At 33.8% G+C, this 26002-nt stretch carries 21 protein-coding genes; 14 read left to right on the forward strand and 7 right to left on the reverse strand.

What is annotated here, in order from left to right:
• Positions 1 to 83: 83 nt before the first annotated feature.
• From ACFSSE_RS03740 to ACFSSE_RS03765, 6 genes are all read right to left on the reverse strand, one after another.
• On the reverse strand, positions 84 to 1031 hold the full coding sequence (locus ACFSSE_RS03740) for an NAD-dependent epimerase/dehydratase family protein (protein WP_379044635.1): 948 nt from the start codon (positions 1029 to 1031) through the stop codon (positions 84 to 86).
• Positions 1032 to 1160: 129 nt separating this feature from the next.
• Positions 1161 to 4082 (reverse strand): kelch repeat-containing protein, encoded by a 2922-nt coding sequence (locus ACFSSE_RS03745; RefSeq protein ID WP_379044638.1) that lies wholly within the window; start codon positions 4080 to 4082, stop codon positions 1161 to 1163.
• A gap of 337 nt (positions 4083 to 4419) precedes the next feature.
• Positions 4420 to 4758, reverse strand: coding sequence for a cupin domain-containing protein (locus ACFSSE_RS03750; RefSeq protein WP_379044641.1), 339 nt, complete (start codon positions 4756 to 4758; stop codon positions 4420 to 4422).
• Positions 4759 to 4867: 109 nt separating this feature from the next.
• Positions 4868 to 6778 (reverse strand): molecular chaperone DnaK, encoded by a 1911-nt coding sequence (gene dnaK / locus ACFSSE_RS03755; RefSeq protein ID WP_379044643.1) that lies wholly within the window; start codon positions 6776 to 6778, stop codon positions 4868 to 4870.
• Positions 6779 to 6951: 173 nt separating this feature from the next.
• Entirely contained in the window at positions 6952 to 7947 is a 996-nt protein-coding gene (locus tag ACFSSE_RS03760; protein ID WP_379044646.1) for a hypothetical protein, read from the reverse strand.
• A gap of 231 nt (positions 7948 to 8178) precedes the next feature.
• Positions 8179 to 8604 carry a cupin domain-containing protein gene (locus ACFSSE_RS03765; RefSeq protein WP_379044649.1) on the reverse strand — a complete coding sequence of 142 codons (426 nt, stop codon included), beginning with the start codon at positions 8602 to 8604 and terminating at the stop codon, positions 8179 to 8181.
• Positions 8605 to 8752: 148 nt separating this feature from the next.
• Here ACFSSE_RS03765 and ACFSSE_RS03770 point away from each other — a divergent pair, with 148 nt between their 5' ends.
• Positions 8753 to 9265 carry an ExbD/TolR family protein gene (locus tag ACFSSE_RS03770; RefSeq protein ID WP_379044652.1) on the forward strand — a complete coding sequence of 171 codons (513 nt, stop codon included), beginning with the start codon at positions 8753 to 8755 and terminating at the stop codon, positions 9263 to 9265.
• 110 nt (positions 9266 to 9375) lie between these two features.
• On the opposite strand, the gene ACFSSE_RS03775 is transcribed toward ACFSSE_RS03770, so the two are convergent.
• On the reverse strand, positions 9376 to 9681 hold the full coding sequence (locus tag ACFSSE_RS03775) for a hypothetical protein (RefSeq protein ID WP_379044655.1): 306 nt from the start codon (positions 9679 to 9681) through the stop codon (positions 9376 to 9378).
• Between the two features lie 1317 nt (positions 9682 to 10998).
• On the opposite strand from ACFSSE_RS03775, the gene ACFSSE_RS03780 reads away from it, so the two are divergent.
• The 13 genes from ACFSSE_RS03780 (at position 10999) to ACFSSE_RS03840 (ending at position 25901) form a co-directional block, all read left to right on the forward strand.
• Positions 10999 to 11865, forward strand: a complete 867-nt coding sequence (locus ACFSSE_RS03780) for a DUF808 domain-containing protein (protein ID WP_379044659.1) — start codon at positions 10999 to 11001, stop codon at positions 11863 to 11865.
• Positions 11866 to 12286: 421 nt separating this feature from the next.
• A complete protein-coding gene (locus tag ACFSSE_RS03785) occupies positions 12287 to 13570 on the forward strand; it encodes an IS4 family transposase (RefSeq protein WP_379100721.1) in 1284 nt (427 codons plus the stop codon).
• 981 nt (positions 13571 to 14551) lie between these two features.
• Positions 14552 to 14977: an RDD family protein gene (locus ACFSSE_RS03790; protein WP_379041245.1), complete on the forward strand. Its 426-nt coding sequence runs from the start codon at positions 14552 to 14554 to the stop codon at positions 14975 to 14977.
• Positions 14978 to 15006: 29 nt separating this feature from the next.
• Positions 15007 to 16047: a nucleoid-associated protein gene (locus ACFSSE_RS03795; protein WP_379041246.1), complete on the forward strand. Its 1041-nt coding sequence runs from the start codon at positions 15007 to 15009 to the stop codon at positions 16045 to 16047.
• Complete coding sequence (locus ACFSSE_RS03800) at positions 16047 to 17030, forward strand: hypothetical protein (RefSeq protein ID WP_379041247.1); 984 nt, start codon at positions 16047 to 16049, stop codon at positions 17028 to 17030. The genes ACFSSE_RS03795 and ACFSSE_RS03800 overlap by 1 nt, the downstream gene beginning before the upstream one ends.
• A gap of 435 nt (positions 17031 to 17465) precedes the next feature.
• Entirely contained in the window at positions 17466 to 17741 is a 276-nt protein-coding gene (locus ACFSSE_RS03805; RefSeq protein WP_379041248.1) for a DoxX family protein, read from the forward strand.
• Positions 17742 to 18052: 311 nt separating this feature from the next.
• Positions 18053 to 19123 carry a complex I subunit 1/NuoH family protein gene (locus ACFSSE_RS03810; RefSeq protein WP_379041249.1) on the forward strand — a complete coding sequence of 357 codons (1071 nt, stop codon included), beginning with the start codon at positions 18053 to 18055 and terminating at the stop codon, positions 19121 to 19123.
• A gap of 1 nt (position 19124) precedes the next feature.
• Positions 19125 to 19703, forward strand: coding sequence for a 4Fe-4S binding protein (locus ACFSSE_RS03815; RefSeq protein WP_379041250.1), 579 nt, complete (start codon positions 19125 to 19127; stop codon positions 19701 to 19703).
• 232 nt (positions 19704 to 19935) lie between these two features.
• Positions 19936 to 20484, forward strand: a complete 549-nt coding sequence (locus ACFSSE_RS03820) for an NADH-quinone oxidoreductase subunit J family protein (RefSeq protein WP_379041251.1) — start codon at positions 19936 to 19938, stop codon at positions 20482 to 20484.
• The gene (nuoK, locus tag ACFSSE_RS03825; protein ID WP_379041252.1) at positions 20481 to 20786 is read left to right on the forward strand and encodes an NADH-quinone oxidoreductase subunit NuoK; all 306 of its coding nucleotides are present in this window, start codon (positions 20481 to 20483) and stop codon (positions 20784 to 20786) included. The genes ACFSSE_RS03820 and nuoK overlap by 4 nt, the downstream gene beginning before the upstream one ends.
• Positions 20786 to 22834 (forward strand): NADH-quinone oxidoreductase subunit 5 family protein, encoded by a 2049-nt coding sequence (locus ACFSSE_RS03830; protein ID WP_379041253.1) that lies wholly within the window; start codon positions 20786 to 20788, stop codon positions 22832 to 22834. The genes nuoK and ACFSSE_RS03830 overlap by 1 nt, the downstream gene beginning before the upstream one ends.
• A complete protein-coding gene (locus tag ACFSSE_RS03835) occupies positions 22834 to 24429 on the forward strand; it encodes a complex I subunit 4 family protein (RefSeq protein WP_379041254.1) in 1596 nt (531 codons plus the stop codon). The genes ACFSSE_RS03830 and ACFSSE_RS03835 overlap by 1 nt, the downstream gene beginning before the upstream one ends.
• Positions 24429 to 25901, forward strand: a complete 1473-nt coding sequence (locus ACFSSE_RS03840; RefSeq protein WP_379041255.1) for an NADH-quinone oxidoreductase subunit N — start codon at positions 24429 to 24431, stop codon at positions 25899 to 25901. The genes ACFSSE_RS03835 and ACFSSE_RS03840 overlap by 1 nt, the downstream gene beginning before the upstream one ends.
• Positions 25902 to 26002 lie beyond the last annotated feature (101 nt).

A 26002-nucleotide genomic window follows, 5' to 3' on the forward strand; every position in this document is an offset into this window, starting at 1 on the left:
TTGTAGTATTTTAGTAGTGAGTATCAAGTATCAAGATGAACGTAGTTTAGGTCTTGATACTTGATACTTTTGTTTTAAGTCTTCTAGCTTTTCTTCAAATTAGTAAGCATTGCCAAAGTTAATTTTTCCAAATTAAATTCGGGTGTCCAATTCCAGTCTTTTTTCGCGAAACTGTCATCAATATTTTGAGGCCAGCTATTGGCAATATTTTGACGAGAATCTTTTTGAGTATAATTTAATTTAAAATCAGGAATATGCTTTCTTATCTCTGTAGCTAACTGCTCAGGATTAAAACTTACTCCTCCAAAATTATAGCTAGAGCGGATAGTGATTTTATCTGCCGGAGCATCCATTAATTCTATTGTCCCTCTTATGGCATCGTCCATATACATCATGGGTAATTCTGTTTCGGCAGATAAAAAAGAACTGTAACTTCCTTTTTTTAACGCTTCGTGAAAAATGTGGATTGCATAATCTGTAGTTCCCCCACCTGGCATTGCTTTCCAACTTATTAAACCGGGGTAGCGTATGCTGCGAACATCTAAACCATATTTTTGAAAGTAATACTCGCACCAACGTTCTCCAGCTAATTTACTAATGCCGTAAACGGTATTAGGATCCATGGTGCAAAATTGTGGTGTGTTTAGCTTTGGTGAATGAGGTCCGAAGACGGCAATGGAACTTGGCCAATAAACTTTTTTGGTTCCAAAATCTATAGCAAAATCTAATATATTCAATAAGCCGTTCATGTTTAAATCCCATGCTAATTTGGGGTTTTGTTCTCCCGTGGCAGATAGTAAGGCGGCTAGTAGATAAACTTGAGAAGGTTTGTATTTATGAAATACGCTTTTTAAGTTTTCTTTATCTAAAACATTTACAAACTCAAAAGGACCAGCATTTTTAGTGTCGTAATCGGGGCGACGAATATCACAAGCTACTATTTGGTTTACAGAATAAATACTCCGTAGTTCTGTAACTAGCTCAGTTCCTATTTGTCCATTAGAACCTATTACTAAAATTGTTTCTGCCATTAAAAAATTAAATTTAGTGGCAAAGGTAGTTTTTAATGGTTAAAGGTGAAATGGATAATGAGTAGAATTTGTGAAATGCCATTTCAAAAGAAGGCAGAAAAATATTTTCTGCCTAACTTAATCCGCTTCTTAAATCTTTAAAATTTTTTGGACACTTATTCCTGATTTAGACTCAACAATAATTAAATACTTTCCGATTGCCAATTTACTTAAATTCAATTTTGTAGAGGAATCAGAAATTTTAATAATCTCTATTAACTTACCTTCTAATGTTAATATTTTTATTTGATAAGATGAAAGATCGTATCCCGAAACAACAATAAAACTGTTTGCTGGATTTGGGTAAATTTTAATGTCTTGATTAGTGAAAATATTTTTTAAAAATTTAATTTGACTATTAAATTCTATCCGCTTGCCATCTTTGTCAACTTGAATTAATTTATAATAACAATCTTCTTTAAACGATTTATCAAGGTATTCATATGTTGAATTTAATACTGAATTTTGTCCTTCTATTTTAGCAATTTCAATAAAATTAACCCCATCTATGCTCTTTTCTAAAATAAAATGAGCATTATTTGTTTCGCTAGAGGTAGACCAATTTAATATCGCACCTAATGATTTGACTGTAGCATCAAAATAAACTAAATCAACAGGAAGAGTAGTTGTGTTCTCATAAATCACAGCATAAACCTCGGCATTCGTGGGTAAACTTTCACCTGATTGAAGAGTATATTCTAAATATTTATCATCGGTTTTATAATCATAACTTGAAGGGCTATGAATAGTGTAAGATGAAGTTATAATTTCATTATTTTCAGGATCAAGGTCTACGCCCTGAAATACCCCAATTTTGATGTCGCTCATAGTTTTTGATGTTCCGTATTTTAAATTAAAAGCATTTATCAAAGCATTTAATTCTGTAGTTTTAAAATACATTCTCAAAGTATTTCCTGATGATATATTGTTGCCTGTAATTCTGAAATTTTTATTGGCGAACATTGCAGAATAAGTGTCGTTTGAATTTCCGAATATTTTAATCAATTTTTCTCTAAAAGGATTTGCAGTTGATAAAGAGCGTTGCTGAATACAGGTATTAACTGTACTAGAAATCGCAGCTTTAAAAGAAAGAAACAGTTTTCCATTTTCATCAGTGAACGTTTTACTTTCTAAGCCAGAAGAACCATAACAGTTATAGACTTTATCTCCAATATAATCAGAGACATCTGCTTCAAAAGTAAGTTTGTACCAATTGTTCTCAACTTGATAATAGCTAGTTGAAGAATTTCCAATGAGACTTCTATCAATCCCAAACCCTACATAAACATCATTACCATCTGTTACAACCACCTTACCGTTTTTATTAAATGGTGATTCAATGATTTTTGACCATTTATTTTCAATCGGGTTGTACATTTTCAAAGTATGATTAGTATATATTCCCCCTGTTTCATAATCAAAACCGACGAGATAAGCATTTCCATTCTTAACAAAACTATTATTAGTTCCTGCAGTGCTATAACTGCCAAAATCAACAACAGACTGCTTCTGAGTCCATAAATTTTGAATTGGATCATAAGCATACATGTTACCAGTATTAAATACAAAGTATCCAATATTATTTATTTCAAAACTTGCAATTACTTGACCGGCTTCAGGACAATTAGCAAGGGATGACCATGTGTCTGCTGTCTCGTCATATTTATAAAAGGTGTTTCTTTGTAAAGTACCAATTCCTCCACCTGCGTAAATCGTATTATTAATAGTAAAAGCACCTATGTTTTTCAAAGCTCCTCCTGGGTATAAAGCCTTGTAAGCCCATTGGTCTGAGGTTATATCGTATTGTAAAAAAGTATTTATATAAACTAATGCACTCCCTGTACTTGATCTATTGTAGCCACCAATCAAATACAGTTTATCATCTACAGATGTTTGGGCTGCTTCGGAAAAACCTATACCAGGCTTATCTGCTTTTCTTTCCCACTTATTTAAAGAAATATCATATTGCCAAGTATCTGTTCTTTCTTCGCCATCACGCCCTCCAACAACATAAATCTTTCCATTATTATAAAATGAATTTGAAAAAGCTCTATTACCACCAGCATATAAGGTGTCTGTAGTCCAAGTATTTAACAAAGTATTGTATCTAGAAATAAAGCTTTTTGAGTTATCAGCTTTATTAGCGCCTTTTTCAAGGCCAGAAAAAACAAATATTTCATTACCTATAACAGCACTTGAAGAATATTTCACAGGAAAAGGAACTAAAGATTTTAAAGACCAGCTATTGGCATTTGGGTCATATTGATACCATGATGTGGTTGAATAAGTGGTTGAGGATAATTCACCAGTACCCACATATCCAAGTCCGTTACATTCTAATGCAGTTGCAAGCAATAGTGAAACTGGCATATTCGCTTTAGCTGCCCATGAATCTAATACTGGGTCATATTCATAAAATTGTAATGGATAAGTGCTGTTATAAGAACCTCCTCCTTTATAACCTTTTCCGTTTAAAGAAAATGCAAAACCTCCCTGTCTTATAGAACCAGGGTAATCTTCTTTTTGCGTCCATAGATTCGTTGTTGGGTCGTAACTGTAAAACCTATTATTAGTATTATTTGCCGCATATATTAAAGTGCCCACAACAAAAGCCTCAGGTTTGTTAAAATTAAAATCACCGGGGAAATTGGTTTTTGAACTCCATATTTTAGTGATGAAATCGTATTCATATACTTCTGAACGATTCTTTAATAAATAAATCTTTGAACCGACAACAAAAGCTGATCCACCATCCACATTTCCTAAGAATCCTGGTAAATCAGGGAGCTCGGTTAATATTTTAGTAGATGGATCATATTCCCAAAAATCATTTAAATTTCCACCACCATAACCTCCAAAAAAATAAATTTTATTATTATAAGAAACCATTTGGCTTCTATATCTTGTTGGTATGTCGTCGTTTAACGCTTTCATATTAGCCCAGCTATGTGTTTGTGCTTGGGCACCAATAAATAGGAAGCTAGTAAATAAATAGAGTATTATTTTTTTCATAAGAACATTAATTATTTATATCAAAAGTCTTGTAATAAATAATTAATATCAATACCCAAGGTTGGGTATTTTAATCTTTTGGTTTAATTGTCAGGTAAAAACAAATAAAATGATTTGTTTTTATATAAATTTCTTAGAAGAACATTTATTGTAAAGAAATAATAAGTACAGCACCTATCAATATATTTCCATGTATTTGTTTCAAAGTATAATTTCGCTAACCCTTGAATAGCGCCACATACTGAAATCCATTGCTATTTCAAATGGGTCGAAGCTACGCATCTTTACTATCACCTTAAATTCCCTAACTAACCACCCAACAAACTAACCAACTACCCTACAAAAAATCTTCCCTCATCGGATTAAAAACATCTACCAAAACACCTGCTTCTAAACATACCGCACCGTGTATTAAATCGGGGTTTACAAAAAAGCCATCTCCAGTTTTTAAGATTTGTTTTTTGCCATCAATGGTAATTTCAAACAGGCCGCTTTCTACATAACTTACTTGCGTGTGAGGGTGTTGGTGTAAGCTGCCCACAGCACCTTTCTCAAACTTAACTTTCACCATCATTACTTGTTTGTTATAACCAAATAGTTGACGCTGAATGCCCTCGCCTGCATTTTTCCAAACTATTTCTTCTCCTAATTGAAATTCTTTACTTGTTAAGCTCATTCTTTATCGTTAATAGTATTATCTGTTTTAATTTTCAAATTTAAGCAATAAAAAAATCCCCAAGCTATTTAAAGCTTGAGGATTCTGTTTATGGTATTCTAAAAGACAATTATTTCTTCTCTTCGTCTTTTACTTCTTCAAATTCAACGTCCGTTACACTGTCAGAAGCATCTTGTGAACCAGCATCTCCTTGTGGAGCACCTTCTGCACCAGCACCTTCAGTAGCTTTGTACATATCTTCTGAGGCAGCAGCCCAAGCAGCGTTTAACTTCTCAGTTGCAGCATCAATATCAGCAAAGTTTCTAGCAGCATAAGCATTTTTCAAAGTTTCTAAAGACTCTTCAATAGGCGCTTTTTTATCAGCTGGAATTTTATCTCCGTATTCTTTAATTTGTTTCTCTGTAGAGAAAATTAAAGCATCAGCAGTGTTTACTTTATCTGCTTCTTCTTTTGCAGCTTTATCAGACTCAGCGTTGGCTTCTGCTTCTTCTTTCATTTTCTTGATATCTTCATCAGATAAACCAGATGAAGCTTCAATTCTAATTTTTTGCTCTTTACCAGTCGCTTTATCTTTTGCACCAACATGTAAAATACCGTTAGCATCAATATCAAAAGTTACTTCAATTTGAGGCACACCACGTGGTGCAGGTGGAATACCGTCTAAGTGGAAACGTCCAATTGTTCGATTATCCTTCGCCATTGGGCGCTCACCTTGTAAAATATGAATCTCTACAGAAGGCTGACTGTCAGACGCAGTAGAAAAAGTTTCTGATTTTTTAGATGGAATAGTTGTGTTAGACTCAATTAATTTTGTCATAACACCACCCATAGTTTCAATACCTAAAGAAAGTGGCGTAACATCTAATAATAAAACGTCTTTCACTTCTCCGGTTAATACACCACCTTGTATAGCAGCACCAATTGCAACAACCTCATCAGGGTTAACACCTTTAGAAGGAGATTTTCCGAAGAATTTCTCAACTGCTTCTTGTATTGCAGGAATACGTGTAGAACCACCAACCAAGATAATTTCATCAATATCGGAAGTGCTCATTCCAGCATTTTTTAATGCTGATTTACATGGGTCAATTGTTCTTTTGATTAAATCAGCAGCTAAAGATTCAAATTTAGCTTTAGATAAAGAACGTACCAAGTGTTTAGGTCCGCTTGCATCAGCAGTAATGTAAGGCAAGTTAATTTCAGTAGCAGTTGAGCTAGATAATTCAATCTTAGCTTTTTCAGCAGCTTCTTTTAAACGTTGTAAAGCCATTGGATCTTTTACTAAATCCATACCGTTTTCGCTTTTGAATTCATCTGCCAACCAATCAATAATTACTTGGTCAAAATCATCACCACCTAAATGGGTATCACCATCAGTAGATTTTACTTCAAAAACGCCATCACCTAATTCAAGGATAGAAACGTCATGCGTACCACCACCACAATCAAAAACAACAATTTTCATGTCCTTGTTGGTTTTATCTAAACCGTAAGCAAGGGCAGCAGCAGTTGGCTCGTTAATGATTCTACGAACTTTTAAACCAGCAATTTCACCAGCTTCTTTAGTAGCCTGGCGTTGTGCATCGTTAAAATATGCAGGAACAGTGATAACTGCTTCAGTAACTTCAGTACCTAAAAAGTCTTCAGCAGTTTTCTTCATTTTTTGAAGAATCATTGCAGAAAGCTCTTGAGGAGTATATTTACGGTCATCAATTTCTACTCTTGGCGTGTTGTTATCACCTTTAACAACTTTGTAAGGTACTCTGCTTATTTCTTTAGAAACCTCGTTAAAGCTGTTTCCCATGAAACGCTTGATTGAATAAATAGTTTTGGTAGGGTTAGTAATAGCCTGACGTTTCGCAGGATCACCAACTTTACGTTCGCCACCTTCTACAAATGCAACAATAGATGGAGTGGTACGTTTACCTTCGCTGTTAGCAATAACAACTGGCTCATTACCTTCCATTACAGATACGCAAGAGTTGGTAGTTCCCAAATCTATTCCGATAATTTTTGACATGATATTTTATTTTTTAGTTATTTACAATATTCTTAACGTAACCTGTTTATCAAGGCTTGTGCCAATATTAAACTGGCAGAAAAACAAGGAAACTGACAGATTTATTGGAATATTTAGGCAGTTTTTAGAGATTTTCTAACGACAGATTGGCAGATTTCATGATGTTAATTTCCTTAATCCTTATAGATAGATTTCAAATCATTCCTTAAAATTGCTAAAACTTTATCATCGTTTATAAACTTATCAACCAAAGTTTTCATCTCTATTTTTATTTGTTTAGGCGTAATTTTTAAATTGGGTATTAGTTTTTTAGCAGCATCTTGAATTTCTTCTTCGGGTAAATAATTAATTTCTCGCATACATTCCTCCACACAAATCAATTTTAAACCCTCATCTTTCAAATCGCCAATTCTTGCAATCATCCAGCTTAAAGCATAAAATGCAGACTGGGATAATTGGATGGTTTCTGGCGAGCCATCAGCAGTTGGCATTACAATAAACTTACTTCCCACCACTTCTTTTGTTAAATAAATACGTAGCTTTTCCGCTAAATCATCAGGTTTTAACTGAATTACACCATCTAAAGCTTGTGCATATATGCTAATCCAACGTATTTGACGTCTAAACTCATGCACACCTTCTTCTAAATAGTTAAAATTTAGTTTTCCTGTTTCATAATCTTTTTCAATATCCTTTATCTCTTTAAAGATTTCTTTCGCAATCTCTTTTCTTTCCTCTTTTGGTTTTAGCCAATCTGCTTTTGATAATTCACTGCTAATATCCTTTAACTTAGTTTTAAACCAATCATCATCTTTTAATAAATTGCCTAGTTTTTCTAACGCTATTTGATGGTGTTTTTGTAAATGCTCAAGAAGTTTGGTTGGGAAATTGGGAATTGAAGCTAGTTCTTTTTGGTAATTTTCGTAATAATCTATTTTGCCTAATTGGTCTTCTAAGCATTTAAATTCGTCTTTTAAACCGTCAAAAAGATTTTTATTATGTATGTTTTTATACAGTCGGCTTAATGCCTCTAAATAAAAAAGCACTTGCCTTGCATCAGATTTATAAAAAAGAATTGTTGAGTTTTCGCTCGCTTTCGCTGATGAAAGAATTGCATCTAATTTTTCGAGTTGTTTCTCGAATCTTTTAAATCCTAAACTGTTTTGCATTTGATGAATTTAAGAGCCTGTTTAAAATTTATCTAATAATTTGTTTATGCTTCTTTTTTGCTACAACTTCGTTAAATTTTTTCGTGGTATTATTTTTTTTAAAAGGAACTCAAGAGTGCTAAAGCAGTTTTCGAGATAGCTTCCGGCTATCTCTACAAAATTCGCCTTGTTTCGCTCAAAAATAAGCTATAAACATTTTTATAATACAAATTTAAACAAACTCTAAGCTTTTTATTTTTTTTCGTAGTTGATGATAATGGTAAGATCTTTATTGCTGGTATTTTTTAAACCGTGTGAACTACCTGGGCGAGTTAAAATAGCATCACCACTTTTTACCGTAAAAGATTTTCCATTCATTTGCATTTCACCTTCTCCTTCAACAATGTAATAAATCTCATCTTCTTTTTGCAGGTGGTAACCAATTGCAGAACCCGGATGTAAAACCCTTTTTCTAAAAACTAACTTTAAATCATCGGCTTTAGCAAAAAAGTTGTAACCAGTAGTTTTTCCTCCACCATTATGGGTGCCAGCTTGCGTTAAAGCAATTTCGCTTTCATGTTCTAAAATATAAGCTTCTAATTGTTTGGCTATTACAGGAGTAATAAAACACAATATTGTTGTAATTAAGATAAGGTAAATTGGTTTAATCTTTTTCATGAATTAAATATAGGGATTTATTTAGAGGTAAAATCTAGGTGAATAATTTCAGTATTCTATTTTGAATTAAATAACAGTAGTATCTAGCAATAATATTTAGCTATTTGAGTTAATTAAATTAACCAGTATAAATCTTAAATTCAAAATTATGGCAGAATTAAACACCTCCGAGAAAAGCGGTTCTGGTACATCCAAAAGGATGAACTTACACGTTGATTTAACAGCAATGGTAGATCTTGCATTTTTATTAATCACTTTTTTTATGCTGACTACCAGCTTATCAAAAACCACGATGATGAATGTTGCCATGCCAGTTGCTGATGTTGATGGTGGGGTTAAAAAATCACAAACATTAACACTTTGCTTGGGCGCAGCAAATCAAATATTTTGGTACACCGGCACAAATGAAAAACCAGACGAATTTGCAAAAACAGATTTCAGTAGAAATGGCATTAGAGATGTTTTAATCAATCGTTCTAAAGAGGTTTTAGCGAAAACAGGTAAAAAACTAATGGTTTTAATTAAACCATCTGACCGCTCTCAGTACAAAGATTTGGTAGATGTGTTGGATGAGTTAAATATTACCCAAATTCCATCTTATGCCATTGTTGATATTTCTAAGGAAGATGTTTCGAAGTTGAAAGACCAAGGGATCTATTGATTTGGGAAATTTGTTTTTTTGGTTATGCCTTGTTCGGGATTCCTTCGGTGATCTTACGTTACCGAACGTAGGATGAGCGAACAAGGTATGCAGCAGTCTCTTATTAAAGCTTATTTACCCTGTTTTAAAACAGCCATATATTCGGTAATAAGTGCATGGTATAAAGTTCCTTTTCTGTTTGCTAAACGATGATTTGCTTCTTGCTTTTTAACATCATCATTCAAAAAGCCTTTAGCATAAGCAACTGCTTTTGCAAAATCAGCTTTTGCTAATAGTTGTGCTTTGCTAGGTTTTACTTTGCTCATGTCTGGATAAGCGGTGATAATTGTTCTGCCGCCAGGGTATTGTTTCACTACAATTGTTTTATCAATATGTCCGCTAAAGCCTTTTAAAAGTGGGTTTTCACTAATTGCCATAGTTAGGTATTTGCTGAATTAAATTTAAACATCTCTTATAAGAGCCTGTTTAAGATTTATCTAATAATTTGTTTCTGCTTCTTTTTGGCTGCAACTTCGTTAAATTTTGTAGAGATAGCTTCCGGTTATCTCTACAAAATTTTCCTCGTTTCGCTCAAAAATAAGCTACAAACATTTTTACCATACAAACTTAAACAGGCTCTAAGTTTTCAAAATTTGCTTTGTTTTTTTTGGCTCTATTTTTAATTGCTGAACCAATTGATGACTTGGTGTTATGGTGTAGGTATAGTGCTAGAAGCTTCATCTTACGTTGAAGGTATAGTGTTGTTGTGTAAGAGCCTCACCCCAGCCCTCTCCAAAGGAGAGGGAGTGCTTATCAATTGAAAAAATTAGAATAGAATTACTATTCTTTCAATTGGAAAAAATGCGTGTCTCATGGCTTTTTTGTATAATTTAGTTTCGCTTTAACCTATAATGCGTAATCTGGGTTTAATTGTTGTACCAAATTGATGACTAGCTGCTATAGTGTAGGTAACTGCTAGAAGCTTCATCTTACGTTGAGGGTATCGTTTTGCTATTGTGTTGTGGAATAGCCTCACCTCAGCCCTCTCCAAGGTAGAGGGAGTGCTTATCAATTGAAAAAAAATATGTCCATGATGCAGGTTGTTGGGAGATTGACTGTATGAAGGATGTGTATCATCATACCACCAAAAATATCCTTTAAGCAATAACACTTCCTTAACAGAAATTTCCGCCTTGTTTTATGCGGTATCGATGCAGAAAATAAAGCACTACCATTGTAGCATAAAACGCAGCGGAGATTTATTCAATTTATTTATTGTTTTTCGAAGGCTTTCATGTGTTCGCTACCGCTTGGGTTTGTTTCTTTTCATCGGAAATTGCGAAGCACTCTTGAATGCCTAATTATAACATATGTTAAGTATGAAAAAAGAAATAGCCCTTCCGCCGGCAATGAGGCGGGAAGATCTTAATATCAAAGTATAATTATAATTTAATAATAGGTTCTCTCGAATGAGGATCTGTTTTCTTCTGTTCTTTCATAAGGGAAAGAACCAAACCATTTTTTTGTTGCACAGGTGCTTTTTCTTTTTTTATTTACCGAGCAGTCCACAGCTCCTTGTGATGTGGCAAGGTGAAAATCTCATCACCGCATCATAGCCAAGTTAGAAGATGATTTGTTATATACTAGTGGCATCAAATGCACAAAGGAGAGATCAAGCTTCATTTTTTAATCAATGTCAATTCTTTTTGAAAGGCGTCAATTAAATGTATATTTTGCGCCATTAAAAATTAAATATGGCTTCAGGTGTTTTTGCAATTTTAGATGATATTGCGGCTTTAATGGATGATGTTGCGTTAACTGCAAAGTTGGCTACCCGTAAAACCGCAGGGATACTGGGTGATGATTTAGCTGTTAATGCAGAAAAAGCAACCGGTTTTTTGTCTTCCAGAGAAATCCCAGTTTTATGGGCTATCACCAAAGGGTCTTTTTTAAATAAGCTCATTATTGTTCCTGTAGCTATGCTGCTACAAGCATTTTTTCCTGCCATTATTACATTTATTCTGATTTTGGGCGGTTTTTACCTAGCTTATGAAGGCGTAGAAAAAATTGTAGAATACTTGTTCTATCGTTCAAAACCTATTCCCGTAGCAGCAGCAGAGGTGATGCAAGACGCTCCAGCACAAGAAGCCGCAAAAGTAAAGTCAGCCATATTAACTGATTTTATCCTCTCTGTAGAAATCGTCATCATTGCATTAGGCACTGTATTAACAGAAAGTCTTACCATCCAGATTCTTACTGTTTCTGTGGTAGCACTATTAGCTACTGTAGGTGTTTATGGTATTGTTGCCTTAATTGTAAGAATGGATGATGCTGGCTATAAACTGATCAAGCGTTCTAGAGGTGAAGGCTTTTCTGCTATGATAGGTCGTTTATTGGTAAAGTCTTTACCAGTTATTATTAAAGTTTTAGCCTTTGTTGGTACCATAGCTTTACTTTTAGTATCAGGAGGGATTTTCGTACATAATATTGAATATCTACATCACATATTTCCCGAGCTTAACCCGATGGTGAAAGAATTTTTAATGGGATTATTTGCAGGGTTAATTGTTGTGGGTGTAGTGATGTTGGTGAAAAAGGTGATTTCTGTGTTTAAGAAATAGGGGCCTCACCCCAGCCCTCTCCGAAGGAGAGGGAGTGCTTATGAATTGTAGAATTTAAGGTCCATCAAAGTCACTCTCCTTCTATTCTGGAAAAGAGAAAAATTGCAAATTATTAGTAGAAATTTCTAATAGCAATAACCCGTCGTTAACAGAAAATTCCGCCTTGTTTTATGCGGTATCGATGCAGAAAATAAAGCAAACCATTGTAGCATAAAACGCAGCGGTGGCTTTTTTATCAAGTGTTTATTTTTTTTAAAGGAGTTCAAGTGTTCGCTATCGCTCGGGCAATGTCATTAAGTTAAGGATTTAATTATCTGATTATCAATTAATTATATTGTTTTTATGGATGTAATTTTGTATATTTAATTCATAATCAAATATTTAAAATGCAAAAAAAACCTCTTTTTTAATTATAGAAAAATTGAGGGAAGTTATATTTAGTGGTGATCTTGCGCAGCGTTTCAAGATGGAAGAACAGAATTTTACTAGAAACAGAAAACAACCCTTCAGTGCCACTTTGCTTTTCATGATCAATTTATTACGAACAAGCCTTGCGATTGAAATAGATGGGTTTGTACGTTATTTAAACGAGCGTTTTACTTCACAAAACACCCCTTCTTTCACCTCAAGTGCATTTGTACAGAACAGAAAAAAAATAAAGCCTACTGTTTTTAAGCATCTTTCGTCAGTCATTATAGAAAACTATTACACCGCTGATAATGAATCATTGATACTTTCAAACGGTTTTAGGATACTTGCTGTAGATGGCTCTAGGATCACCCTACCCATGACCTTGGAACTGAAAGCATGTTATGGCGTAACAAAGAACCAGTCAGAGGTAGAGATAGTACAGGCAAGATCATCGGTTTTGTACGATGTGCTGAACGGCGTAACTCTAGATGCGGTTCTGGAGAACCTGAGTATAGGAGAACGGGAATTGGCTCTAAGACATGCTACTCAATGGAAAAAGAACGACCTCATTATCTATGACCGGGGTTATCCGTCCTATGATTTTGTAAATGAACATATAAAACAGCATATTGATTGCTTGATACGGGTAAAAGTTAGTTACTCTCTAGTTGTAGCTACCTTCGTTAGGGGCGGAAAGAAATCGATAATCACAGAGATATACCCTAAAGAGAAGCAATCATTTGAAGGCAAGGATTATAATAAAAATACTGGTTTGAAGGTTCGTCTGTTGAGAATTGAACTGCCTAGTGGAGAAATTGAGGTATTAATGACGACCTTGATGGATAGTAAAAAATATCCTTCTAAGATGTTCAAGGAATTGTATTTCCTAAGATGGGGCGTCGAAACATTTTATGACGAATTAAAGAATAAGCTTAAGATAGAGTGGTTTACCGGTTATTCACAGCTCAGTATCCAGCAGGATTTTTTCTGCGCCATCTTTATTAGTAACCTTCAGTCGGTTATAGTAAACGATATCAAAGGAGAATTGCATGAGCAAAACAAAGACAGAAAGTACAATTATAAAGTAAATACCAATCTATCCTATGGTTTCTTAAAAAACAGGATAATGGAGCTACTTTATCTAAAAGCACCCTTGGACAATATATTCAGGGAACTGAAAAATTTGTTCCTTAAAAATACTGTCCCTGTACGTAATAATCGGGTAAGGCATGTCGGTAAATACAGAGGTCGGATAAGACCTAAAGTTACTAAAAATCAAAGGGATGCTATATGAATTTTCCTTAACTTAATGACATTGATCGCTCGGGTTTGGTTCCTTTTTCAGCTAATGGAAAAGAACTAGCCCTTCCGCCGGCAATGAGGCGGGAAGATTTTAATATCAAAGTACAATTACAATTTATTAATAGGTTCTCACGAATGAGGACTTGTTTTCTTTGTTCTTTCATAAGGGAAAGAACCAAACCACTTTTTTGTCGCACAGGGGCTTTTTCACGGCCCCGTCGCACATCAAAAAAGAAGGAGCGCTTATTTTACTCGTTTTTCTGTTAGCAAAGGGTGTGCAAAGCCAGCGTAAAACCGCTTCGTTATAGGCTTGGCATTGCTTTTGAGCTATTGTGCTGATTCTTTATTGATTTTGCTAGCACTCCTCACGCTCCTTGTGTTATGGGAATCAAGTTCGAAGTATCGTAATGGTACAATTCCCTTCACCGTATCATATCGACGAGGTAGGAGGATTTATCTCTTTGTTAATAGTATTACATTATTTTCTGGCATTACAAATTAAGAGCGTGTCCTAACAACAATAACCCTTCGTTAACAGAAAATTCCGCCTTGTTTTATGCAGTAATGGTGCGGAAAATATTGCACTGTCTTTGTAGCATAAAACGCAGCGGTGGCTTTTTTATCAAGTGTTTATTTTTTTTAAAGGAGTTCAAGTGTTCGCTATCGCTCGGGTTTGGTTCTTTTCAGCTAATGGAAAAGAACTAGCCATTCCCCCCGGCAATGAGGCGGGAAGATTTTGATTCTAAACATCATTACAAACTGATAAATAGGTTCTCTCGAATAAGGACCTTGCGCTAATATTCAGATTACCACAAAAAAATGATTACGGTTTCCCGTAAAATAACTCCATCTCTTTTAAATTAGGAGCTAATATTAAAATATTGAATCACTGATAAAAACAATATAAATTAACAGCTAAATATATTTGCTTTAATATTAATAAAAATTTACTTTTAGTTTTTAACCTCAACCTTTGGAAAACTTATTAAAACTTGAAATTCAATACACTGTGGAATACCCTGGCGTTGCCAAAAGAGTAAAAGCCTTATTCACCGATATGCTGTTGATTATTTTGTTCATGATGCTATTTACAACCTTGTTTGCCCAATTTGAAACAGTGGCAGATGAAGCCCGGATTATAGCTATCGTATTTATTTTTTTATTGTACGATCCTTTATTTACCAGTTTTACGGGTGCTACCATAGGTCAGCGACTTTTTGGTTTAAGAGTGAGGGATGAGCAGCAACCCACAAAAAATATCAATTTCTTTAAAGCGCTTGTTCGATTTTTAATCAAAGCATTTTTGGGTTGGATTTCTTTATTGACGGTGAAAGGGAATGAGAAAAGGAAGGCGATGCATGATATGGCGGTGGGGAGTGTGGTGGTTGAGGTTGATTAATTAAAATAATGAAAATATAATTTATAAACATGCCTGAACAATTAAAACTTAATACTATAACCGTAAGTAAGGTAATCGTACACAGTATACCTAAACATCAAAAAGGAGATCTAACAATAGAACCTAAGTATAGTAAATTAGAAAGTAAACTATCGGATGGACTAAAATTGTTTTTTAGAGATAAAATTATTCAAGCCTTAGCAAGTGATAAATCATTTAGAATAAGCTTTAATGATAATAGTGATTCTCCAGTTTCTTATTTAATTAAGGAAGTTTTAGGCAATAATGACCTATTTATAGATAAATCAAAATCACTTGCAAAACATTTATTTGAAACACAGATTGGCTCTAACGCTGCTGGGATTTTAGTAGTGATTTTAGCAAAAGTGAATACTTATACAACCTGCCTATTACTTAAATTAGAGATGGACAAAGGAATGCAATTGACATTAGATCCTAAAACCGATTCTTATGATATAGCAGAAGTTGAAGATTTAATGCTGACTCAAAAAACAAAAATTTATAAAGTAGCCTTGTTGATTAGAAGAGAGGATTTTGATGCTAAATATGATGGTTTAATTATGGACTATCAAATTGACATGAAAAGTAAACGTGAAGTTACGACTTGGTTTATTGACAAATTTCTAGGTTGCAATGCTTATGAAGATCCAAAAATAACTACTCAGAAATTTTATAATCTTACTAAAACTTATATTGATACTATAGAAGAACCAATTCTCAGAGCTAAATATTTACAAGATTTAAATTCATATGTTCAATGTAATAAATCAACTTTAAGTCCAAGAGAATTTGCTGATGATTACCTATCAAATAAAGAAGATAAAACTAATTACAAAAGTTTTCTAGAGAGTAAAAACTTTGGATTCTCATCTTTTATAAAAGATTTAACGCAAATATCGAGACAAGTACAAAAAATTACAGTTTTATTTGCAAATGATATTTCAATAATTGGAAATAAAGGTACATTCGATGATAACGTAAAATTTGAAAAGATGAATGATGGAAAAACGAAAGCCGAAATTATTTCTAAAATAAAAATAATTAAATAGTGTCTGTTGATATTAAAAATATAACTGATTCTTGGGCAAAAGAGGAACCTTTGTATGAAGAACTTGGAAAAATAATTTTTATTTATATAAAAAAACACATCACTGAACATGAAATATTACCTGAAATCTTTTATAGAACCAAAGATTTATTAAGTATCATAAAAAAAATAAAAAAGAAGCAGAGAGAAAAAGAATATGATTTTAAGGACTTAAAAGACAAACTAGGAATAAGAATCATATGTAATTATAAAGAAGAATTAGATAAAGTTGATTCTTTTTTGAAAAGCAATTTCCGATTGTTAAAAACTGAATACAAACAAGATGTTCTTAATTTTGACAAACTTGATTATACTTCCAATCATTATGATGCGTCATTAAAATTGGATATCGAGTTTTTCAAAGATAAAGCACATTTAAGTGAATTAGTATTTGAGATACAAGTAAGAACTTTAAATCAACATGCTTGGTCTAATACTTCGCATCAATTATCATATAAACAAGAAGCTGATATTCAGCCTTATCTAAAAAGGCGTGTTTATCGTTTGCTATCATTATATGAGATCGCTGACGATGAATTTTCAGCAGTAAATAAAGTCTTATCGGATAATCCTGATAATATCATTTATTCACTTATAAGAAAGTTGGAGGGAAAAATCTACAAATATGCACAGGTGGATTTTGACAGAGTTTCTTCTTTGATTAACATTAAAATCATCATTAATTATCTTGATATAAAACAGCAAGAAAAATTACTTAACCAAATTGATGAATTTATCAATATTCGGAAAGATAAGATTAATCAGATTTTCGAAGATAATAGAATAAGATTTCATCAATTATCATTTATAACACAACCAGAAATTTTTGTGATTTGGTATTGTTTAGAAAACTTTTATTTTGAAATTGTAGATGAATGGGAAAATGATATGGATTTATACGAATTAGAAGAATCAGCTAATTTATGGGGTTTATCATTACAGTAGTTGTATTTTGATAGTATCTGAACAATTACTAATATTGAATAAGGTCAACCTTTCCAGAGAGTTAAGAACAACGTCTCTCTGGATTAAATAATATTTAGGTTTTCCAAACTCCCTAACCATTAAAAGAATAATAACCATAATGATTACAAAAATTCCTTTGTAGCGTCTTAACCCTATATAATCCTAAGTACTTTATAAGAAACTCTTCCAAAGAGGAAGCTCATTCAACATGTTTTACAGTATAAATGGATTCGGCTTGATACTTGAAGAAACGCTAAAAGGAAAATTAGAATAATATGAAAACAACATTACTTCAAAATATATTTAGAGTTTTATTGGGCTTGGCTATGTTGTTGGCAGGAATTGGCCATTTAACTTTTCAAAGAGGGGAGTTTCAGGCTCAGGTACCTCGATGGTTACCTACATCCTGCTTTTATGGATTTTGTAGTGATTTCCTCAGGCATTGTTGAAATTACTTTTGGTCTTGCAATGATTTTTTTAGTGAAACATAAAGTGAAAGTCGGAATTGCATTGGCAATTTTTTATGTGCTTATTTTTCCGGGTAATATCTCTCAATATACCAATGGCATTGATGGTTTTGGTTTAGATACCGACCTAAAAAGATTAATCAGGTTGTTTTTTCAACCAGTGTTAATTATTTGGGCACTTTGGTGTACGGGTGCTTTGAAATATCTTTTGAAAAAGGCGTAAATAAATCTAAATGTATGTTTAAGCGAAGCACCTTTATTGATTAAAAATTAAAAACCGTTTTCAGACTACCAAACCAAAAACCCATATAAACTCCGCCAACCCAACCTTAAATAAACGGGATTGTAGCGGCACCCCGGATTGCCCGCCAGTAGGCGGACAAACGTAGTAAAGCGTAAAGCCCGACTGGCAGAAATGATTGGCAATACAGCACCTTTTCAAAAGAAAAAAAATAAATATCTATTAAATTAGTAGAGATTCTTTTAACAACCCTAAATTCATTAGATTTGCAGCGCAAAAAACAGCTCTAAATATTGAATTTTTATCTAATATATTTTTTGGTTGCCTTCACCATATTCGGCTTTATAGCGGTTTTTTCGCTGTTTAGTGTGTATGCAGAAAGGAAAATATCTGCTTTTATACAAGACAGGTTAGGGCCAATGGAAGTAGGTAAATACGGCTTGCTACAAACCGCTGCCGATATTTTAAAGCTGATCCAGAAAGAATATATTGTACCTGCTTTGGCAGATAAAGTGCTGTTTACCATAGCGCCAGTCATTATTTTTGTAGCCGTTTATTTGGGTTTTGTAGCCTTACCTTGGGCACCAGGTTTAGTGCCTGCAAGCATGAACTTAGGCGTATTTTATGTTTTTGCTATCATCTCTATAGAGGCATTAGGCATTTTAATGGCCGGTTGGGGCTCAAACAATAAATACAGTTTGTTGGGTGCGGTACGGTCTGTAGCGCAAATGGTATCTTACGAAATTCCTATTGGTTTTGTAATGATTTCAGCAGTAATGATGTCGCAAACCTTAGATTTACAATTAATAAATTATAACCAGGGTATTTTAGCTACCCAAGAAATAAAACTTTTAGGATTTATTAATGTTAACCACATTGGTGGCTTTTTAGCATGGAATATTTTTCAGGCTCCGCATTTAATCATTGCTTATATTATTTATTTCATTGCTTCTTTGGCCGAATGTAACAGAGCACCGTTTGATTTACCAGAAGCAGAATCGGAGTTAATTGGAGGTTTCCATACAGAATATACTGGCTTGCGTTTTGCTTTTATATTTTTAGCCGAATATGCCATGATGTTTTTAGTAGCAATGCTTGGTGTTACTTTATTTTTAGGAGGTTGGAATACCCCGTTACCAAACATTGGAGACTTCAAATTAGCGGAATATACCACCGGAATATTTTGGGGGATATTTTGGATAATGGGAAAATGTTTAATGGTGGTGGCCATACAAATGTGGATTAGGTGGACATTACCTCGTTTACGGGTAGATCAATTGATGACATTATGCTGGAAAGTGCTTACACCGCTTGCTTTTGCTTGTTTGGTAGCATCTGGTTTATGGAGATTATTACTTTTTTAAAATGATAAATACAGCATTAAATGGTTTTTTAACTGCATGTAAAGGCTTGGCTCTTACCATTAGCCACCTCTTTGCTGCATCTGAAAGTAAAAAAGTAAAAGGAATTAAAGAAAGTGATTATTTTGAACAGCAGAATGGAATTGCTACAGTTCAGTATCCACATCAAAAATTACCAGTACCAGAAGTTGGGCGTTACCAATTAGAAGTGGTAATTGATGATTGCATTGTTTGCGATTTATGTGCGAAAATTTGTCCGGTTGATTGTATAGAAATTGAAAGTATTAAAGCAACAGAAGCTATTGGTAAAACTTCTGATGGATCGGTAAAGAGGTTATATGCGCCAAAGTTTGATATTGATATGGCTAAATGTATGTACTGTGGTTTATGTACCACGGTTTGCCCTACAGAATGTATCACCATGACCAATCAATACGATAAAAGTGTAACTCATATTTCTGATTTGAATTATAAATTTGCCACCATGACAGACACAGAGGCAGAACAAAAAAGAAAAGAACTGGAAGCACAATTGGCAGAAAGACAAGCCGCAAAATTAGCTGCAATGAAAAAAATGGAATAGAAGTAAAATGGAAGATCGACTAAGCAGAAGCACCTTCCAAAGTTTACGCTTTATTCGCCCTTGTCCTTTGCGGAAGAGATGAAGAAGTGAAAAGCACAAACATAAATAGCAAAGGGCGCAGGCGACAGTTTTTGGTTACTTTTTTCTGTAAAAAAGTTGCTGCCATTGCCCGGCATGAGGGCAGGCAAGGTATGAGCTAAAAGGCCTAAATATTTAAATAAACAATAGAGAATTGATAGAACAAATCATATTTTATATATTAACATTCATTGCCATTGGCAGCGCCGCTTATGTGGTGCTTAGCCAGCAATTGGTACGCTCTGTTTTTATGTTTTTTGTCACCCTTTTTGCGGTAGCAGGTTTATACGTTTTTGCTTTGGCAGATTTTGTTGCCCTTACACAAATAGTAATTTATGTTGGCGGAGTTTTAGTATTGCTGCTGTTTGCATTTTTACTTTCTAGTAAAGACTCTCTAGACGCTATGGCTAAAATACCTTCGGGATTATTGTCGGCACATAGGTTATCAGGAAGTTTAATTGTATTGTTGTTTTTCGGAATTCTAATTTACGCTTTTCTTCAAATAGATTTTGAAAATATAGCTTGGATTAAAGAAGCTCAGCTTCAAAAAACTGTAAAAACAGTTAGTGATAACGGAATAAGAAATATAGGAGTTAATTTAATGAGCAGGTATTTGTTGCCTTTAGAAATGATTTCTATTTTGTTAATGATGGCATTAATTGGTGCTGCACATATTGCCAGAAAGGAGCCTAAAACAGAATGATACCTTTAGCACATTTCTTATTTATTGGGGCAACCTTGTTTTCGTTAGGTTTATTTGCAGTAATCACTCGTAAAAATGCCATTCAAATTTTAATGGGAGTAGAGTTAATGATAAATGCCTCCATTTTAAATATGGTTGCATTTGGCAAATACGATAGAATTGATAACACCGGAGAAATTTTCGCACTTTTCATTATTGTTTTAGCTGCGGCCGCTGTTGCAGTGGCTTTGGTTATCATCATGAATTTGTATAAAAGGTCACAAACCATTGACCCAAATCAATCTAACACTTTAAAAGGATAATGGAAGGGCTTTTTACAAATTATCAGCTTTTGTGTTTTGCTTTAATAGCCATTACAGCACCTTTATTGGCGTTTATTTTTTCTTTAATTTTTAAAAGATGGGCTGCTTTTTTGGGTATTTTAAGCATTAGCGTTTCTTTAATTTCTTCCATTATTCTGTTTCTGAGTTTATGGCAAAAGCCATTGCTTCAATTTACTTTCAGTTGGATAGAACTCGGGAATTATAACATCAATTTAGGTATTCTTTTAAATGATTTAAGCCTTATTATGTTGGTGTTGGTTTCATTTATCGCATTATTGGTACATATTTATTCTGTAGAATACATCCGTAAAGAAGCTTTGAAATTCCGCTACTTTGCTTATTTAAGTCTGTTCTGTTTTGCAATGCTCAGTGTTGTTATTGCCGATTCACTCTTTCTACTTTATGCTTTTTGGGAGTTGGTGGGCTTTGCTTCCTATTTACTCATAGGCTTTTGGTTTACAAAAGAAAAAGCGGTGCAAGCTAATAAAAAGGCTTTTATAATGAATAGGATAGGAGATGTAGGCTTTTTAATTGGGCTTATGATTTTGCTTTCTCAATTTCATACTTTAGATATTAATACACTTTTTGGTTCAAACGGATTGATACAGTCGTCTTTTGTTAAAGGCGATTTATGGGTAAGCCCTTTTGGCACCATGCCTTCTTACTGGTTAAGTATTGCAGGCTTTTGCTTTTTAGCAGGTGCTGTAGCCAAATCGGCCCAGTTTCCATTACATACTTGGTTGCCCGATGCTATGCAAGGGCCAACAGCGGTTTCATCATTAATACATGCAGCAACCATGGTAGCTGCGGGAGTATTTTTATTATTGAGAGTAGCACCATTGTTTAACGATTTGGTGTTGGTTTCTATGGCATCCATAGGCTTATTTACCGCATTTATGGCGGCAACCATTGCCATTACTCAAACCGATATTAAAAAAGTTTTAGCTTTTTCTACCATATCACAATTGGGTTTTATGGTTTTGGCAGTTGGTGTGCAAGCCAATTCTGCAGCAATTTTCCATTTAGTTACTCATGCTTTTTTTAAATGTTTATTGTTTTTAGCTGCCGGCATGGTTATTCATCAGCTACATCATATAAAAGAAAAATACCAAGCCAATTTTGACGAGCAGGATATGAGTAGCATGGGAGGCTTGTTTAAATTAATGCCACTCACGGCAATCGTTTTTTTAGCAGCAGCAATTGCATTATCAGGTTTACCCTTTACATCGGGTTATTTATCTAAAGATGCCATATTGCTGAGCGTTTTCGACTGGGCATCTCACCGTGGTGGAATTTATTTGTTATTTCCAGTTGTTATTTCAATTACATCATGGTTAACCGTTTTTTATATTTTTAGAGTGGTGTTTAAAACATTCTTTGGGGAAATTAATTTATTAAAAATTTTAGCTATCAAAGCAGAAGATTTAAAAATCTACGATCCTAATAATTGGATGAAAATTCCAGTTCTAATATTGGCAATCTTCTGTTTCGCTTTCTTTTTTGCATTAAACCCTTTTAGTTTAGAAAGCTCTTGGCTATACAATGCTTTCAATACAACTGCACATCATTCTCATGGCCTAATTAATGTTTTGATTCCTATATATATTAATGTATTGAGTGTTATACTAATTATTGCAGCATATTTTATTTATGTCAAACAAAAAATAGTTTTTACTCATCAAAATACCTGGTATTATAAATTCTCCTACAATCAATGGTATTTTAATACTTTGTACGATGATTTGTTGATGCAAATTGTATTGTATAAAGCAAAAGCTTTGTTTTGGTTTGATAAAAATATTATTGACGGCGCACTTCATTTAATGACCAATATTGTTTTAGTTCTTTCAAAAATTACGGATTGGGTTGATAGAAACATAGTTGATGGATTAGTAAACGGAACTGCGGATTTAGTAAGCAGAATTGGAATTTGGTTAAGAGCCATGCATAGTGGTAAATTGCAACATTATTTTATTTGGATGTTGCTGATGTTTTTAAGTTTTATGGTTTATAAAATTATTATCTGATGGGTTTATTATCAGTCCTTATATTTTTGCCTTTAGTTTTTGGTGTTATTATTTTAATACTACCGAAAAAAATGAGTGGCACATTCAAATACATCAATCTGGGTGTTTCCTTAGTGCAGTTGGGACTAGCAACCTGGCTCTATTTTCAATTTAAAACAACAGCAGCTTATGCCGGAGTTAATGAGCTATCACAATATCAATGGCTCGAAAAATTAGATTGGATCAGATTAGATTTAGGCACATTGGGTACATTGCAAATTGATTATTTATTAGGTGTCGATGGATTTTCTATCGGTTTGGTCTGGCTTTCGGCATTAGTCATGTTGATTGCTTCACTATCATCATGGGAAATAAAAACAAATTTGAAGGGATATTTTGCGCTATTTCTATTGTTAAATACAGCTATTAAAGGTGTTTTTTGCGCTTTAGATTTATTCTTATTTTACATTTTTTATGAGCTGATGCTTTTGCCATTATATTTCTTGATAGGAATGTGGGGTGGAGTGAGAAGAGAATACGCAGCCATTAAGTTTTTTCTTTATACTTTGTTTGGGTCAATTTTTATGTTGTTGGTGATTGCTGGTTTATACCTTTCAGTAACAGACCCAACTACAGGTAACCATACTTTTAATATGGTTTACGCCATGAACCCAGCAAATTATTCAGCAGGTTCTATATTCTCTGCATTAGCAAATATTCAAATTTTTGGCTTTTCGGCAAGGGCAGTGGCATTTATAGTTGTATTCATCGCTTTCGCTATTAAAGTCCCGGTTTTTCCGTTTCACACGTGGTTGCCCGATGCCCACGTAGAAGCACCAACACCTATATCCATTATCCTTGCAGGAATTTTATTGAAAGTTGGTGGTTACGGAATCATACGTATTGCTTACGGTATTTTTCCTGATGTAGCAGTTTCCATGTCTTTTTGGGTTGGTTTATTAGGTGTCATATCTATTATTTACGGCGCAATGAATGCCTTGGCTCAAACCGATTTGAAAAGGTTGATCGCTTACTCTTCAGTATCGCACATGGGTTTTGTTTTATTGGGTGTTGCATCTTTAACATCCGAAGGATTAAACGGAGCTATGATGCAGATGATTTCTCATGGCTTTCTTTCTGTGATGCTATTCTTTATAGTTGGTGTAATATATAATAGAGTGCATGACAGAGATATTTACAATTTTAGAGGTTTAGCTAATCAGATGCCCGTTTTCACTAGCTTTGTGATGATTGCTTTTTTCGCTTCTTTAGGTTTACCCGGATTCTCGGCATTTATTGCAGAAGTATTTACGTTAATTGGTGCTTTTTCTTCAGAAAGTTTAAACGGGTTTTTACCACGTTGGATGGCAATTGTTGGTGCTGTGGGTATTTTGCTTGGCGCAGGATATTTGTTATGGACTTTACAAAGAATGTTCTTTGGTACTTTGAGGTTGAAAAAGGAAGAATGGAAAGCGCAATTAACAGATATTAATGCAAGAGAGGTTTTAGCATTAGTACCCTTAGCTGGTATGACTTTAATATTAGGAGTGATGCCTTCTCTTGCTTTTGATGTGATGAGTAGTTCTGTGAACCAATTTTTGATGATGTTTAAATAATGCAAAATATTCCAAGCATTAGCCAAACAACCAGTGATATTCTGCAATCATTGCCTTACTTAAAAAGTGAGTGGATAATTGTTATCGGATTTCTTTTAGTTATTGTTACAGATTTATTTTCCAAAAACTCAAAGAATATCATAGCTGGTTTGGCTGCTTTAACCTTAATCATAAGTGGAGCTGTTTTGTTAAATGAACTTTATGCTTTTGAATCAAACAAATTTCTCTTTAACGGGATGTTTGTTTTCTCAAAGTCAGCGCTTCAATTTAAAATACTTGTTGTTGCCGCGTCTTTATTTTCGCTATTATTCTTTTACCAAGATGATCGGTTACAAAATCACCCAAAGGGAATAAACGATTTTATATCTATTTTCTTAGCTGGTACACTTGGATTGTTTTTGTTGATATCCTCTGCAAATTTATTAATGCTGTATCTTTCGGTAGAAATGATTTCTTTGGTTTCTTACTTAATGGTGGCATACAATGCTTATCAGAAAAAAGAAGCAGAGGCAAGCATGAAATACGTTTTGTTTGGTACTGTTTCATCAGCCATTATGCTTTACGGAATTAGTTTAATTTATGGCTTTACAGGTACAATAAATCTTTATAACGAAGTGATGTTGGAGGGTTTAAGTCAAACAGCAAATATTCCAGCTTATTTAGCAGTAATTATGGTTTTAGCAGGCATCAGTTTTAAACTTTCTGCAGTGCCATTTCACTTCTGGACACCCGATGCTTACGAAGCTGCACCAACATCCGTGGTTTCTTTTTTAGCCACAGCACCAAAAATAGCAGTATTCGGTTTTTTATATTACCTCATCCCAAGTTTTCAAAACGGAGATGTTTTCAATCAATTCATTTTAGCCGTTGCCGCAACTTCTATGATTTTAGGAAATGTAATTGCTGTTTTTCAGAATGATGCTAAAAGAATGATGGCTTATTCTGCAATTGGTCATACAGGTTTTATACTAATGCTTTTTGTATTACCACAAGCTATTATTTTAAAATCATTATTGTGCTACCTAGCCATTTACAGCATTGCTAATATTGGCACATTTATGTCTTTGGCGAGTATAGAAAATAGCTACGGCTTTACAAAAATAGCTGAATTAAAAGGTTTAGGAAAAAACATCCCTACTCTAGCAGTAGCTTTAGTTTTATTATTAGTCTCGTTAATTGGTTTGCCACCAACAGCTGGTTTTATTGCTAAGTTCGTGGTTTTCTCAATCCTATTATCAGTTGGTTTATCACAGCCTTATATAACAGTTTTATTAATTGTTGCAGCTTTTACCACTGTAATCTCTTTATTCTATTATTTAAAAATACCATTAAACTTATTCCTTAAAAAATCTGACCTAAATATCCCGATTATTTATGGAAGAAAAAATTTAAGGATTTATATCATTTTGTTAGCTGTATTAACGCTATTATTAGGTTTATTTCCAAGCATACTCAACTATTTTACGCTTTAATTTTCATAAACCATTATTGAAAATTTTAAACGTTGGCTAATGAAAAAATTCTCTTTACGGTTCTATTCCTTTTTAGAGCTAATAAGAGTGCGATTTATAAT

The sequence above is a fragment of the Pedobacter alpinus genome, assembly GCF_042684645.1.
In the GTDB taxonomy this organism is placed as follows: Bacteria; Bacteroidota; Bacteroidia; order Sphingobacteriales; family Sphingobacteriaceae; genus Pseudopedobacter; species Pseudopedobacter alpinus.

What these genes read in the sequence shown, in the direction of transcription:
- ACFSSE_RS03835 (WP_379041254.1), top strand. Translation starts at nt 22,834, where the DNA reads ATGGGTTTATTATCAGTCCTTATATTTTTGCCTTTAGTTTTTGGTGTT.
- ACFSSE_RS03745 (WP_379044638.1), bottom strand. Translation starts at nt 4,082, where the DNA reads ATGAAAAAAATAATACTCTATTTATTTACTAGCTTCCTATTTATTGGT.
- ACFSSE_RS03775 (WP_379044655.1), bottom strand. Translation starts at nt 9,681, where the DNA reads ATGGCAATTAGTGAAAACCCACTTTTAAAAGGCTTTAGCGGACATATT.
- ACFSSE_RS03805 (WP_379041248.1), top strand. Translation starts at nt 17,466, where the DNA reads ATGGATTTTGTAGTGATTTCCTCAGGCATTGTTGAAATTACTTTTGGT.
- ACFSSE_RS03750 (WP_379044641.1), bottom strand. Translation starts at nt 4,758, where the DNA reads ATGAGCTTAACAAGTAAAGAATTTCAATTAGGAGAAGAAATAGTTTGG.
- ACFSSE_RS03780 (WP_379044659.1), top strand. Translation starts at nt 10,999, where the DNA reads ATGGCTTCAGGTGTTTTTGCAATTTTAGATGATATTGCGGCTTTAATG.
- nuoK (WP_379041252.1), top strand. Translation starts at nt 20,481, where the DNA reads ATGATACCTTTAGCACATTTCTTATTTATTGGGGCAACCTTGTTTTCG.
- ACFSSE_RS03760 (WP_379044646.1), bottom strand. Translation starts at nt 7,947, where the DNA reads ATGCAAAACAGTTTAGGATTTAAAAGATTCGAGAAACAACTCGAAAAA.
- ACFSSE_RS03840 (WP_379041255.1), top strand. Translation starts at nt 24,429, where the DNA reads ATGCAAAATATTCCAAGCATTAGCCAAACAACCAGTGATATTCTGCAA.
- dnaK (WP_379044643.1), bottom strand. Translation starts at nt 6,778, where the DNA reads ATGTCAAAAATTATCGGAATAGATTTGGGAACTACCAACTCTTGCGTA.
- ACFSSE_RS03830 (WP_379041253.1), top strand. Translation starts at nt 20,786, where the DNA reads ATGGAAGGGCTTTTTACAAATTATCAGCTTTTGTGTTTTGCTTTAATA.
- ACFSSE_RS03765 (WP_379044649.1), bottom strand. Translation starts at nt 8,604, where the DNA reads ATGAAAAAGATTAAACCAATTTACCTTATCTTAATTACAACAATATTG.
- ACFSSE_RS03795 (WP_379041246.1), top strand. Translation starts at nt 15,007, where the DNA reads ATGCCTGAACAATTAAAACTTAATACTATAACCGTAAGTAAGGTAATC.
- ACFSSE_RS03770 (WP_379044652.1), top strand. Translation starts at nt 8,753, where the DNA reads ATGGCAGAATTAAACACCTCCGAGAAAAGCGGTTCTGGTACATCCAAA.
- ACFSSE_RS03815 (WP_379041250.1), top strand. Translation starts at nt 19,125, where the DNA reads ATGATAAATACAGCATTAAATGGTTTTTTAACTGCATGTAAAGGCTTG.
- ACFSSE_RS03740 (WP_379044635.1), bottom strand. Translation starts at nt 1,031, where the DNA reads ATGGCAGAAACAATTTTAGTAATAGGTTCTAATGGACAAATAGGAACT.